The organism is Rhizobium sp. KNZ14-9A, from assembly GCF_056755015.1.
In genome coordinates, this window is record NZ_JBPGXB010000002.1 from 2,444,017 (window position 1) to 2,457,343 (window position 13,327).

Below are 13,327 nucleotides of genomic sequence, written 5' to 3' on the forward strand. Positions count from 1 at the left end.
GGAGCGGCGTCAACCTAAAGCATGTCGCGCAAAAGTGTGCAGCGGTTTTACGATAACGACATGCGTCAAACAAAGACCTAAAGCGTGGCGAACGAATCTAAGAGGTCGCGACGCGCTTTAGTCGTTGACCTCGGGATGGGTGATGCTCCTCACATCCGCAAGGCCACGTGTGGCATCGCGATTGCCGGTGGCAGCCGCAGCCTCGAAAACGCGCGTGGCGTCACCATACATCTTCAGATTCATGTAGCTGTAGCCACGCAGTACCATGAGATCGACGCGCTCCTGCTGCAACTGGGCGCGCTGGTCGAGAAAAATGAGCGCTTCGCGATAGCGTCCGCCTTCGAAGGCGGCAAGCGCGCGATCGGCAAGGATCGCCACCTGCAGTTCGGAGGCGCGGTCGCGGTTCTGCGGTGCCTTGGTGGCCGCGACTGCAGCACTGTTGGAAAGGCCGGCGCGCAGATAGGCAAGGCTCTGGCCGTAGGCGGCATCCTCGCGCTCCTTGCGCACAGGACTTGCAAGCGCCGTCTCGAAAGCCTTCACCGCCTCCATAGGCCTGTTGATGTCCATCAGGCACCAGCCGCGTGTCAGCGCATCGCCCGGGTTGAGGCGGGTGGGATCAATGGTCGTGGAGCATCCGCGAAGCTGGCGCGGACCACGTTCGACTGCAACCGTCTGCATGACCCGCGCGGGCCTTGCCGGCACAACGGACTGGGCCGGCGCAACGGGCTGGGGCTGCTGGGATTGGAATTGCGCGGGGGGCCGAGGCTCTGGCTGGAAGGCCGCACTGCGTTCGGTCGGCGCAGACTGGACTTGCGGTGCTGGGGGCTGAATTGCAGGCTGCGGCTCTACCGCAGAACCGGGGCCCGGCAATGGAGCGTTGGCTCGAGAGCCGGCAGACGTATCGTTCAACGTAGCAATGCGGGGCGAACGACCGGCCCAGAGACGCTGGATCTCGGCAACTCCGGCACGATCGTTCAACTGCTGCCGGGTAACGGCAAGGCCATAGGCTGAGGGTTCGTCATCCGGCTTCCAGCGCAGTCCCGTCTCGAACCAGCGAGCGGCCGTCTGAAACTGGTTCAACGAACGGGCATACCAGCCGAACTGTTGGGCCGTCGGCACGTATTTCTGCTCGATGATCGTAGCGGCGATGCGACCGAGCACATCCTCGCTCAGATCGGCCGGCGGTTGAAGGGCCATAAGATTGGCGGTCGCGGCAAGATAGGTGGCGGTCGCATCCTTGGAATCGTCACGCCATTTATACATGACGTCCTCCGCTTCCTGCGGCGACTTGCGGGCAATCAACGCCAACGCCAAGCCCTGCGAGGCAACAGCAGAATCCTGCTTCTCATGGGCGATGCGGAACCATTTTTCGGCATCCGCCTCGTTGTTGCGGCGAAGCTGATACCAGCCAAGCAGCAGCGCGTCCGAGGGGAGCCCCTGCTCTTTGGCAAGCCTCTCGACGCGAGAGATATAATCGGGAGCGACTTCGAGCTTTGCATCGTCGTTGCCATCGGCAACAAAGCGGCGGGCAAGATCATCGCGCAGGCTGTCAAATTCTCTGACACCATTGGCATCTGCAGGTTTTTCGAGAGAAAGCAGCGCCTGCATCGAACCATATGGCAGAAGAGCGGCAGCCTTCTGGATCGTCGCCACGCGTTCGGCCGGCTCGGTGCAATTCTTCAGGATGTAGGTGTAGGCATCCTGCCCGCGCTGCTGCCTGTTCGTCTCAACGAATGCTTCGGCGACGCGCCAGAGCACATCGATCTCAGCACAGGTCAGCAGGCTCGGCGTTTCGGCCGCGATATCGATGACCGTCGCATATTGCTTGAGATCGGAGGCATTGATGAGCCGGGCTCGGGATTCGGCGACATCCAGGCGGTCGAGCAGGTCGGCCGGCGGTTGCCAGCTTTCGGCCGCCTGACGATCGGCGATCGCCTTGCGCAGCTCGGCATAACGGCCCTCCGAATAAAGCTGCCACATGTTTTCGAGTTGCCTGTCGCCGTTTTGTGGAATGGCGAGCGGATCGGCGGGCGGCACCCAATTCGGATAGAGCGCCTGCAGGCGGGAGATTTCCGCCTGAAGGCGAAGCTTGTCGCCGCGGCTTGCGAAATAACGAAGGGCGCTTACGTCAACGACCGGCTGCTGGCCTGCTGCCGTGCCTGCCGGCGGCGGATTGGCCGGCGTGGTGGCGGCACCGGCGGGAGTCGCTGATGGTGTGGTCTGCGGGACGACCGGAACCGGGGCCGGCTGTTGGACCTGATTTGTCTGCGCCTGATTTGTCCGGGCTTGGCTTGTCTGGATCAGATCGGTCTGGGGCTGATCGGCGGAATCATCCTGTGTCGCGGCCTGGATTCGTTCCGCCACGGTCTGCACGTCGATCGGCTGATTGGAGGGAGTATCCGGCCCCTTGATGCGCCCCATCATCATGAGTTCGGGGGTCCTGCCGCCGAAGCCGAAGCGCTCCTGCAATGCTTCACGATCCTTCAGCCCGGCGATGAGAGTCGCCACCAGGACTGCTGCCGTTATCGCCACAACAGAAGATTTCACAGACACTCTGGATGCTTCTCCCCGACATAGGCCAGCCCCAGAAGCTGAAGCGTTGATGGATAATAATAGGCGGGCGCAAATTGCAGCGCTTCGGCAGGTAGTTTGGTTCCGTCCAATACACAGGCCACAACGTGGTTAACAATTTCATAACCAGGGTCGGAAAGCTCGGTCTTCGGCTGCCCGGTAGTCAGATCGATGGTGGCGGGCACACCGTTTTCGGTCATGCCTTCTTTGAGACGTGTCAGCAACGCTCTGTCGGTCACCCCACCTCGCGCCAGATAGAGCGGGATACGGATCGCATTGTAGCCGAACTCAATGTCGAAACCTTCGGCCGGCTGCGGCTGGCGCTTAAGGCTCACCCATTCGGCGGGCAGCTTGCGCGGGCCAAACTGCATGGCCTTGAGCAGTGAGAGACCATCATCGGCGAGTTTCTGCCACTGATCGGACGGCGCAAGTGCTGCCATGACGGGAAGTGCTTCATAGACCCAGTAGGATGGGTTGATGACAGGGCCATCTTCGCGATCCGCGCCGGAGAACCCTTCCGCACCTGGCATCAACAGGGTGCGGCCGGCAAAATTGGCTACGGTTTCCGACAGCGTCGACTGCGCCATGCGGGTGGCCGCGGTGATATAGTCGGCTCGGTTCCAGGCGGAGCCCGCCAGCGCAAGCGCATAGGCGATCAATATATCGCCGTCGGAGGCATTGTTGGTGTCGGTCACATGCGGGGTGGCGGACGGATCCCATTTCCAGACGGCAAGGCCGTCATCACGCAGCAACAGTTCGGTGCGGGTGAAATACCAGATCTGCTCGAAATCGGCCGGGCTTGCGGCAAGATAGGCGAGCAGCAGGCCATAGCCCTGCCCTTCGCTATGGCTGATATTGCCGTTGCCGTTATCGACGATGCGGCCGCTCGGATCGAGGAACTTCGCCTTATAGGCAGCCCATGCCTCGCTGCTGATCCGCGGCTGCTGGGCAGGGGCCGGCTCACTGGCGAGCGCCAGCATCATCGTGCCTGCGAGCAGTGTGGCGACCCATCCCCTCATTTCGACCTGCCGAGCCTTGAAAGCATTCTGGAAGTGACCAGACCGATCAGCAACGACAACACGACCAAAAGGAAGGAATAGGAGAGAATATTCGTCGACAGCCAGTTGGCAGCGATCAGGCGATAGTTGGCGATCGACAAGCCGCCAGTGGGCACGAAATCGAAGCGCGTGACCGGAACGCTCTCGATCTTGCCGGTGCGGCTGGAATAGGTGGTGATATGGCCTGCGATTTGCGGCCAGTTCATCTGGGTGGTGAGTGCATTCAGCCCCTCGCGCAGGTCTTTGGCCGAGGGCGATGTCACGACGGTCCAGGCACCGCCGCCATCCGGACTCTTGCCCTGAGCGATCATCAAGGTCGCCGCATTCGATGGCGTGAATACCTGTTCGGCATTTGGGACAAACTGCAGCGAGCTGGCAGTGATGTCGAAGTTGCGGCGCAGCCATTCGCGGAACGCCTCTATGCGGCCCTGTAGTGCGCCGCCGGTGATGCGCGAGCGCCATTGCTCCAGCGCCTCGCGATTATCGATTTCCGTCGGCTGCGAATCCGTCACCGGACGCCAGGAAGCCTGGCTGACGGTCGCGACATTGACCTGGGTGAGCGCTGTTGCCGGCATCTGCGAAATCGAGCCGATGAAAATGGCGTTGCGGTCACCGATCACGCCCGGCGAGGCGACGGTTTCGATTGCAATCGGGTGGCCTGCCATAATCGCGAGCTGACCAAGCAGGGTCGCCGTGGCCGAGAGCGTGTCGGCATCGGTGCGATCGATGAACAGGGGCGTCGGATCGGGATTGCGCCCGTAAGGGTAGGATGTCCCGGCCATGGCCGCGAGGTTAGGACGCTGCCCGACGCGGGCGAAATCCGGCATATGAAATTCGGACGTGTCAAAAAGCGCAAAGCGCGGCGCCTGCGAGGCCGTCGCGCCGGGGACGCAGGCCGCATCGTCCTCAGTCATCAGAACGGCCTCGATGGCGATCGAATTCAAGCCAGGCTTGAAGTGCCGCATGGTCACGCGGATCGGAAGCTGGCGGAAAATACCGCCGTTGGTCGTGGCGATCGGCACGGTGGAGGCGATGTTGCCGTTCACATAGACGTCGATATGGCTGCCGGGGAGCACTTTGCTGGAATAGGCGGCATCGAGCAGGATTTTCGCCTCGCCATAGGCATTGGCATAGAAATCGGCCGGCACGGCGACATTGAAGCCGGTGCGGAAGCGGCGGCCGGAGAAGTCGACGGTGCGTATGCCGAGCTGCGAAAGCGGGATGCGTGTATCGGCAAAGAGAAGCGGCGCGTCGGGCGCCGTCCAGCGCTGCGTGGTCAGCACGTCGCGGCGTATTTCGGGGGCACGGTCGGTCGGAGACACAATGGTATCGATCGCTGTCGAAACCGCCTGCCAGGATGGACCGCTGATCAGCAGGACGGGCGAACCACTGCGCGGGTCGGTGGCAAAGGCGGCAAGTGGGGCGCTTTCGGCGCCCTGGGGAAGGCCAGGGAAGATCGGCCGCAGCTCGGCCGCGGTACCGACGAGCACCGCCATCTTGCCGGGACCACCTGCCGGGAGCGCGCCGGTACTGAAGGCAAAGACCTGGTTCGGCATGCCGCTCAGGAGCGACAGGCCCTGCGCCAGACGCAGAAGTGGCTTGGTGGTACCGGGCTGTTCCATCGCCGGAACGACCAGATCGAATTCCGTCTTGCCGGTGCCATCGACGCCGATGGCGCGGATCGCATCCGTGCCGGAAAGCTGGCCGGCATCGCTGCCGGCAAAGCTCAGATAGGTGCCGGCCGGATCGATGTTCGACCAGAGTTCATAGGTGGAGTCGATGCTGCAATCCGTGCGGTGACGCTGATTGGCTTCGAAGGTGATGAGGTTGGCGCCGGGTTGCAGCAGGCCCGGAGGAACCTCGAAGCTGACCGCCGATGGGCTATCGGGTGAACCGACCTGCTGCTGGCCGATGGCACGGTTGTTGATGAACACGGTCAGCTGCGACACTTCGGGAGCGACGACGATGGCGTTCTGATAGGTGAAAGTGAACCGCGCTTTCGCCGCCGCCTGCTCCGTCGTCAGATAGATCGACCATGACCTGCGGTCATATTCACCACTGAGGGCGAGTTCGGAGAAGGGCACGATATAGCGCCTGAAATCACCGGTTTGCGGAGCAGACGCGACAGGACGGACGGCAGGTGGCGTGGCCGGCTGGGGCTGGGCCTGTGCCGGGGTGGACGGCGCGGCCGGCGCGGGTGCCTGCGTCTGCGCCGGCGCGGGTGGCGGCACCGGCTGTGGGGCAATCGTCTGCGGCAGGACGGGAACAGGGGCCGGTGCGGGCTGCGCAGGCTGGGCAGGCAGTCTCAAACGCGGAGCAACCGGCGGCGCACCTGCCGGACGCTCGCCGGACATGTCGAAAGGGCTGATCTGCGCATAAGCGAGAACCGACGTGCCGACCAGGAAAAGGGAAGCGGCGAAGAGCTTTCTCATCCGGCGTTCACCTTTGCCGCCTGCTGCTGCCGATGCGCTTCACGCTCCGGCCGCATGCTGCGGAAGAAATACACTAGGCCACGGCTGGTTTGATAGAGCGAGAGGCCGAGGAACCAGACGGTGCCCCTGATGAGGCCGGGATTACGGCGGCGAGAAGCCTGGAACTGCGTCCACTGATCGGAATTGGCGAAGATCAGGTCAGCGATCAGGCGGTGATCCAGCGCGCTCTTCGGCTGATACTGGCAGCCGACATTGGTGATATCGCCCGACGGTTCGATGTTGCGGACAATGAGCGGCAGGGTTTCGAGATCAGCGCCGCTATAGGGGCGGAAGCGGATTTCGCCGAGCGCGCCGACCTGCACTGCATCGAAATGCTTGCTGAAGATGTGCAGGCGCGCGCCGTGGACGGAGACATCCTCGATGGAGGCCGTGTACCACTGGGCGCCGACGCCGAATTCGCAGCGGCGGTTGACGCGCACGCGGCGGGAGGACGCCCTCTCCCCGCGCTCGGAGACGACGCCGAGCGCGCAGCCGGCAAGGATGAGGTTGATGATGTTCCAGCCGCCGACGACGAGGGTGACATCCGCCTTATAGGGTTCGGCATAGATCTTGTAGATCGTGATCGCGACGGCGATGATCTGCACCGCGAAGATGACGAAGAAGGGCCTGCTGATTTCCGACAGGCGGCTGACGGCAATGGATTCGTCCTTGGCTGTGACCTTGAAGGTCGGCTTGCGCGGATTGAGCATGACCGAGACGACAGCGGGCAACAGGTGCACCGTCTGCACATATTCGTAGAGTTCGGAAATCCACGGCCAGCGGAACGATCCGTAGAGATAGTTCTGCATCATCAGGTTCACGATCATGTACGCGAGCGTATAGGCCAGGAACTCGCCGCCGGAAGCCGTGAAGATTTCCAGATCGAAGAAGAGATAGAAGAGCGGCGCGAAGAGGAAGATCGTGCGCGGGAACGGAAACAGCCAGAACAGCGACGAGGACATGTAGCAGAAGCGCTGCGGCAGCGTGAGGCCACGCTTGAGCAGCGGAAAGCGGAAGCGCAGAATCTGCATCATGCCCTGCGCCCAGCGGCTGCGCTGGCCGATGAAGCTTGCGAAGGTTGCCGGCTGCAGCCCGGCGATCAGCGGCTTGTCGAGATAGATGCTGTTCCAGCCGGCACCGTGAAGGGCAAGCGCGGTCTCGCAATCCTCGGTGATGCTGACGCCGCTGAAACCGTTGGTGGATTGCAGCGCGCGGCGGCTCAGCACTGCTGCCGAACCGCAGAAGAAGGCGGCGTTCCATTTGTCGAGGCCGCGTTGGATTATGCCGTAGAACATTTCGTTCTCGCTCGGCATCTTTTCGAAGGTGCGAAGGTTGCGCTCCAGCGGGTCCGGATTGATGAAGAAGTGGGGCGTCTGGACGAGGAAGAGCTTCGGGTCGTCGTCGAAATAGCCGACCGTCTCCAGAAGGAAGTCGCGCGCCGGCGCATGGTCGGCGTCGAAAACGGCAATCAGCTCGCCGCTCGAATGCTGCATGCCGTTATTGAGGTTGCCGGCCTTGGCGTGTTCGTTGCGGTCGCGCGTCAGGTAATTGACATCGAGATCGATGCAGAGCTGCTTGAGCTCGGCGTGGCGGGCCGCGGCGGCCTGCGCTTCGATCAGCTTGCCGGAATTGCGCTTCTGCAACGTGCCGCCATCGTCTAGCAGCCAGACGTGCAGCTTGTCGGCCGGATAGTCCATCGCCTTGGCGGCGGCAAGCGTATTGGCAAGCAGACCGGCATCTTCGTTGTAGGACGGCACGAAGACATCGACATGGGGGAAGCGCTCGAGCTTGCCGGCGCGCGAGGGGCGCGGCGGCAGCGGGGTCGCGACAATGAAGAGCGACAGCGCCAGCATCATCACGCTATACATTTCAGCAAGATAGAGCAGCAGGCCGGGAATGAAGTTTGCGAGCTGGTTGACCGGCGGCAGCGTATTGGTCGTGCGCCAATAGACATAGCGCAGGACGATGGCCGTACCGAAGGCGAGCGCCACGAGACGCCATGTGCCCTCACCCTTCAGCACCTTGATCAGCGCCATGACCGTGACGACGGTGATGCTGGCGATGAGTTGGGTCTGCAGATTGACGGGCAGCGTGATCAGGGCGATCACACAAAGCGACACCAAGGCCCATATGACAACACTGCCAGCCTTACGCATGAACGTTCCTTCGAAATGGCTCAACCGCTGCGCGTCGGCGCATTGGGCATGTTTGCTATTTCTGGCAGGCGGCCGTCATGGCCGCATCGCCTATGCAATCAGGCGAAGGCACGGTCACACCGATCGGCCTTGCCGTTTGTTGGATCGTCGCCGGCGCCTCTGCCGGCGGCTCTATCGCATTCGTCTGCATGTCGTCGTTCGGCAGCGGCACACGGGGGCCGACAGGCGGCTGCAGGACCGGCGCGGCGGGTGCCGGCTGCGCCTGCACCCGGCGTACGGCTATGGCCCGTGACTGGCGGACCGCGGCCGGAGCGGGCTCGTAACCGATCGGCATCGTGGTCGGACGATAGCCGCCTTCATCGGGATAGATCGGCGCGCCGGTCTGGCCGAGCGTCGGATTGGCCGACGGCGGAGCGCCATAGGGATTCCAGATATCGCCGTCGAAAGTGCCGGTGACGGTGTAGCCGTAGACGATGCCAAGAAGCTGGCGCTCGGTAGCACGGGCATCGCAAAGGCGCAGGCGGATCTGGATCATGCCGAAGTTGCGCGCCTGCGTCTGTGCGGACCGGCTGGAGCGGATCTGCTGCCAGGCATAAATGCAGGTATCGCCTGCGCGGCTGCTGCCCGAGGCATAACCGAAGGGACCGTAGCTGTTCTGCAGGAAGGTCGCTGATGTCGCCATTGGAACGCCGGGAACCGAGCGCGCCATCTCGCGGGCGATATCCCCTTCCCGGATCATCCTGTAGGAGGCGCTACCGGCCCCGGGATTGGTGCCTGACGCGCCAAGGAATTGAGCTTTCAAGAAATTCTGGCCCTGAACAGATGAGGACGTGAAGAGCGATATCGTCTGCTCCACACCGTTTCCGCGCTTTTGTTCTACGACGCTGACGATCGACGGCCCCCCGGGGGCGGCAGCACAAGCGCCTTTTCCGGCTCCACTGTCTCAGGCCCGACAGGCTGACGCACTCCACCTGTCGACGTGCAGCCGGCTATCATGGCCGCAACGGCCACCACCGATATCGTCTTAGGAAAATGCATGTCCTGGCCGTTGCTATCGTATTTTTAATCTTTGCCTGAAGGGACAAAGCGCGACGAATTTCCGAATCAACAACCCCTATGTCGTTCATTAGGAATAAACGATGCTTATGGTTAACAAATGGTCAACATCTCGACCGCAGTTGCACCGGGTAAAGCCAGCAGACGCTCCACCTTTGCGGGCACAGCCACAAGAGAGGAAATAAACGCCATCTGGCAAAGGATGGTCCGGAAGCTCTCAACCTTGCCGGGTTCTGCACTTCTCGCTGCTTCTCCGGCGGAACCATGAAACATGGCTGGCGTTTTCCCAATGTCTGGGTACGAAAAGGAGAATATCCATGCGCAAGACCATGCTGGCCGCGGCCGCCCTCATGCTGACCGTAAGCTCCACCGCCTTCGCGCAGAGCAGCGTCATCATAACCGATCCGGCGCCGACCGGTTCGACCGTCGTGCTTCCGGGGGAAGTACGCACCTATGTGATGGAACAGAGCGTCCCCTCCGTCGTCTATGACGGCGACATCGCCGTCGGCACGACGCTTCCCAACACAGTGGAAATCCATACCGTTCCGAACGTGGACGGCTATGGCTATACCGTCATCAACGAGCGCCGCGTGATCGTCGAGCCGCAGACACACCGCATCATTCAGGTTCTGGAATAGGCTTGCGGCACGGCAATGAGGCTCTTCCCGGGCCTCACGCCTGTTCCGCAGGAGGCTTGCTGTTCAGCACTTCGCGGACCTTGTGGGCGAGCTGTTCCAGGCTGAAGGGCTTGGCAAGCAGTGAGACGCCGTGGTCCAGCACACCATTGTGAACAATGGCATTGCGGGTGTAGCCGGTCGTGTAGAGTATCCGGATTTCCGGCCACTTCTCCATGACGGCATCGGCAAGCTGGCGGCCGTTCATCTGCGGCATGACGATATCGGTGAAGATGAGATCAACGCGTTCGTTCTGCAGAACGTCCAGCGCCTCGGGACCGCCTGCGGCTTGCAGCACACTATAGCCGAGTTCCCGCAGGCTTTCGGCTGTCATTTCCCGCACACTCTCGTCATCCTCGACCACGAGGATGGTATCCTCGACGCTCCCCTGCGGGATCGGTGTCATCGACGGCGCCGAAAAACGTGCGTCGCCGGAACCGACATGGCGCGGGAGATAGATCTTTACCGTCGTGCCACGGTCGATCTCGGAATAGATCTTGATGTGTCCCCTGCTCTGCTTGACGTAGCCATAGACCTGGCTGAGGCCGAGGCCCGTGCCCTTGCCGGGACCTTTCGTGGTATAGAAAGGATCGAAGGCGCGTTCCAGAACCTCGGGCGACATGCCGATGCCGGTATCGGTGATACTGATCATCACGTATTGGCCGGCCTCCACCTCCTGGTGCATGCGCGCATAACGGTCGTCCAGTTCCGTATTGGCCGTCTCGATGGTCAGATGCCCGCCATCGGGCATGGCATCGCGCGCATTGACCGAGAGGTTGAGGATGGCATTTTCAAGCTGGCTCAAATCGGCGAAGGTCGGCCAGAGGCCACCCGCCAGAACAGCTTCGATCCTGATCTGCTCACCCAGCATCCGGCGCAGCAGTTCCGACATGCCGCCGACCAGCTTGTTTGCATCTATGATTTCCGGCGCCAGCGGCTGCTGACGTGAAAAGGCGAGCAGGCGCGCGGTCAGCACCGCCGCGCGCTGCGCCCCGTCCCTTGCACTCTGGATCGAGTTCAGTAGGCGTGGATCCTCCTTACCGTTCAGCCGCCTCTGGGCAAGATCGAGGCTACCGACGATGATCGCCAGCATGTTGTTGAAGTCGTGAGCGACGCCGCCGGTCAGCTGGCCGATGGTTTCCATCTTCTGCAGCTGGCGTACCTGCGCCTGGGCGGCGGCATGTTCCGCCATCTCTCGTTTCAGTTCGCCGGTGCGTTGCGCAACCGTCTCTTCCAGTTTCCTGTTAAAATCGTTGAGCTCTCCACGCAAACGCGCCTGCCGGCCGTGCGAGACGACGATCGCCTGCATCAGTCCGACGATGATGAATGCATTGACGACGAAGGTCGACAGGCCGATCCACTGGCCGAAGGTAACGGGCCAAAAGATATCGTGCGGCTCGACGAAGAACTGCTGGACGACGAAACCTGACAGAATGGCGGCGACCGCCCCTGGCCCGGCACCGCCGATGAAGCTTGCGATCAAGACGGCGGGCAAGAAGCTCAGAAAGGGAAAGCCGGAGAGATAATCACCGGCAGCAACGCGCAGCAGGAAGGTGAATGCAACGGCGGCGACAGCGAGCGGATAGGTCAAACCCGGCCTATGACGCAGCCAGTCCGTGGCGCTCAACAAATCCATTTCCCAGCCTCATTCCTTCCGTTGCGAAAACGGCTCTCCAGCTTTTGCATATCGAATCCGGCCGGGCAATATGTCGTTTCTCGCACTACGGCGATCCAGCCTTGACGAGCAGCCGGCTCGGGACAGATAAGCCGTGATACTCAGCAAAGGGCCTGGCATGGTCTACGCAAGGGTAGAGGGTGAAAAAACCATGAAAGACATATTCATCGTCGAAGACGATGCGCTGATCGCCATGCTCCTTGAGGAGATGCTCGAGGATCTCGGCTACCGCGTCAGTGCGAACGTTCCGGATCTGGAGCAGGCGCTCGATGCAGCCCAGAACAAGGAATTCGACGCGGCTATCCTCGATGTATCATTGGCCGGAAAGAGTTCGCTGCCGGTCGCAAAGCTGCTCGAGGCACTCGGCAAGCCCTATGTCTTTGCAACGGGATATGGCAGCGCGCCCGAAGGCAGCAATTCAAGCCAGCCTATCCTGCGAAAACCGTTCCAGCTCGCCGATCTCGAAAAAGCGCTCAAGGGCATGCAGGCCTAAAGCGAATCGCGATCTTTCAGGTTCGCTGCCGCGCTTTAGGTTCTTGTCTCACACAAATCGCTATCGCAAAATCGCCGCGCACTTTTGCGCGATGTGTTTTAGCGCACCTGATCGAGCAAGCGCTTGCATTCCAGGAGATCGTAAAGCGCTTCCTGGAGAAGCGCACGATCCTCCTTGCCGACACTCGACTTGCCGACCGAAATTTCCGGCTGATCATCCTCGCCGCTGACGAAATTGAAGAAACGGCGCGTGATCGGCGGCTTGGCGCGGCCGACGATCTGGTCCTCTTCCGCCATGGCGACGCGCGGTTCGCCTGCGACGGTATCGTTCAAGTTGCCCGAGAGCGCTTCGACGCTTGCAAGATCGCCGTGACCGACCGCGACGACAAACTTGTTGCCGTTGGTCTTCAGGAGCTTCTGCACGCCCTTGATCGTATAACCGTGATCGTAGAGCAGATGGCGGATGCCTTTCAAAAGATCGACATCCTCCGGCCTGTAATAACGCCGGCCACCGCCACGCTTCATCGGCTTTATCTGCGGAAAGCGGGTTTCCCAAAAGCGCAGCACATGCTGCGGCAGGTCGAGATCATCAGCAACTTCGCTGATGGTGCGAAAGGCATCCGGGCTCTTGTCCAACGTCATACTGCTACGCGACCTCGCGGATCGATCCAAACGGCGACTCATCATATTTCAACGGTTTGGAGCCGCGAATTCAAGTCACGTCTTCGCGTTGCGCACAGCCAGAGGAGCTATGCGGCAAAAAACTTTTCCGTTCAGCGGAGAAAAAGATGATCAGGCAGCCGGATTTTGCGGCTTCGTTTTGCCCTTCCGGGCAACATGAGACTTGAGAATGCGCGTCTTGAGCACATTCGAGGCCTTGAAGGTCATGACGCGGCGGGGAGAAATCGGAACTTCCTCGCCGGTCTTCGGGTTGCGACCGATACGCTCGTTCTTGTCGCGCACCTGGAAGGTTGCAAAGGAGGAAAGTTTGACGGTTTCGCCGCGCACGATGGCGTTGCAGATTTCGTCGATAACCGTTTCAACCAGCTCAGCAGATTCTGTCCGGGAGAGACCGACCTTCCGAAATACGGATTCCGCCAGGTCTGCTCGCGTCACTGTCTTTCCGGTCATGGTTTCCCCGCCCAATAGAAAATATTTTGTGAAAGTGGACGAA

At 61.3% G+C, this 13,327-nt stretch carries 10 protein-coding genes and 1 pseudogene; 2 read left to right on the forward strand and 9 right to left on the reverse strand.

Annotated features, from left to right (window positions below):
* Positions 1-117 precede the first annotated feature (117 nt).
* The 6 genes and pseudogenes from ACR9ZQ_RS18865 to ACR9ZQ_RS18890 form a co-directional block, all read right to left on the reverse strand.
* Complete coding sequence (locus tag ACR9ZQ_RS18865) at positions 118-2,547, reverse strand: cellulose synthase (protein ID WP_481429333.1); 2,430 nt, start codon at positions 2,545-2,547, stop codon at positions 118-120.
* On the reverse strand, positions 2,544-3,590 hold the full coding sequence (locus ACR9ZQ_RS18870) for a family 8 glycosyl hydrolase (RefSeq protein ID WP_481428514.1): 1,047 nt from the start codon (positions 3,588-3,590) through the stop codon (positions 2,544-2,546). The genes ACR9ZQ_RS18865 and ACR9ZQ_RS18870 overlap by 4 nt, the downstream gene beginning before the upstream one ends.
* Complete coding sequence (locus ACR9ZQ_RS18875; RefSeq protein ID WP_481428515.1) at positions 3,587-6,061, reverse strand: cellulose biosynthesis cyclic di-GMP-binding regulatory protein BcsB; 2,475 nt, start codon at positions 6,059-6,061, stop codon at positions 3,587-3,589. The genes ACR9ZQ_RS18870 and ACR9ZQ_RS18875 overlap by 4 nt, the downstream gene beginning before the upstream one ends.
* Positions 6,058-8,256, reverse strand: coding sequence for a UDP-forming cellulose synthase catalytic subunit (bcsA, locus tag ACR9ZQ_RS18880; RefSeq protein ID WP_113324260.1), 2,199 nt, complete (start codon positions 8,254-8,256; stop codon positions 6,058-6,060). Before bcsA ends, ACR9ZQ_RS18875 begins: the two co-directional genes overlap by 4 nt.
* Before the next feature lie 55 nt (positions 8,257-8,311).
* A pseudogene (bcsN, locus tag ACR9ZQ_RS18885) lies at positions 8,312-9,294 on the reverse strand (cellulose biosynthesis protein BcsN).
* Between the two features lie 111 nt (positions 9,295-9,405).
* Positions 9,406-9,585 (reverse strand): hypothetical protein, encoded by a 180-nt coding sequence (locus ACR9ZQ_RS18890; RefSeq protein WP_481428516.1) that lies wholly within the window; start codon positions 9,583-9,585, stop codon positions 9,406-9,408.
* Positions 9,586-9,629: 44 nt separating this feature from the next.
* Here ACR9ZQ_RS18890 and ACR9ZQ_RS18895 point away from each other — a divergent pair, with 44 nt between their 5' ends.
* Complete coding sequence (locus ACR9ZQ_RS18895) at positions 9,630-9,950, forward strand: DUF1236 domain-containing protein (protein WP_481428517.1); 321 nt, start codon at positions 9,630-9,632, stop codon at positions 9,948-9,950.
* A 34-nt stretch (positions 9,951-9,984) separates the two neighbouring features.
* Here the strand turns inward: ACR9ZQ_RS18895 and ACR9ZQ_RS18900 are convergent, their stop codons facing one another.
* The gene (locus ACR9ZQ_RS18900; RefSeq protein WP_481428518.1) at positions 9,985-11,622 is read right to left on the reverse strand and encodes a response regulator; all 1,638 of its coding nucleotides are present in this window, start codon (positions 11,620-11,622) and stop codon (positions 9,985-9,987) included.
* A gap of 190 nt (positions 11,623-11,812) precedes the next feature.
* Here ACR9ZQ_RS18900 and ACR9ZQ_RS18905 point away from each other — a divergent pair, with 190 nt between their 5' ends.
* Positions 11,813-12,154, forward strand: coding sequence for a response regulator (locus tag ACR9ZQ_RS18905; protein WP_310382910.1), 342 nt, complete (start codon positions 11,813-11,815; stop codon positions 12,152-12,154).
* Positions 12,155-12,252: 98 nt separating this feature from the next.
* Here ACR9ZQ_RS18905 and ACR9ZQ_RS18910 read toward each other — a convergent pair whose 3' ends face one another.
* Both ACR9ZQ_RS18910 and ACR9ZQ_RS18915 read right to left on the reverse strand, forming a co-directional pair.
* Positions 12,253-12,795, reverse strand: coding sequence for a MerR family transcriptional regulator (locus tag ACR9ZQ_RS18910; protein WP_113324265.1), 543 nt, complete (start codon positions 12,793-12,795; stop codon positions 12,253-12,255).
* Positions 12,796-12,945: 150 nt separating this feature from the next.
* Positions 12,946-13,284: an integration host factor subunit alpha gene (locus tag ACR9ZQ_RS18915; RefSeq protein WP_007819963.1), complete on the reverse strand. Its 339-nt coding sequence runs from the start codon at positions 13,282-13,284 to the stop codon at positions 12,946-12,948.
* Positions 13,285-13,327: the final 43 nt, after the last annotated feature.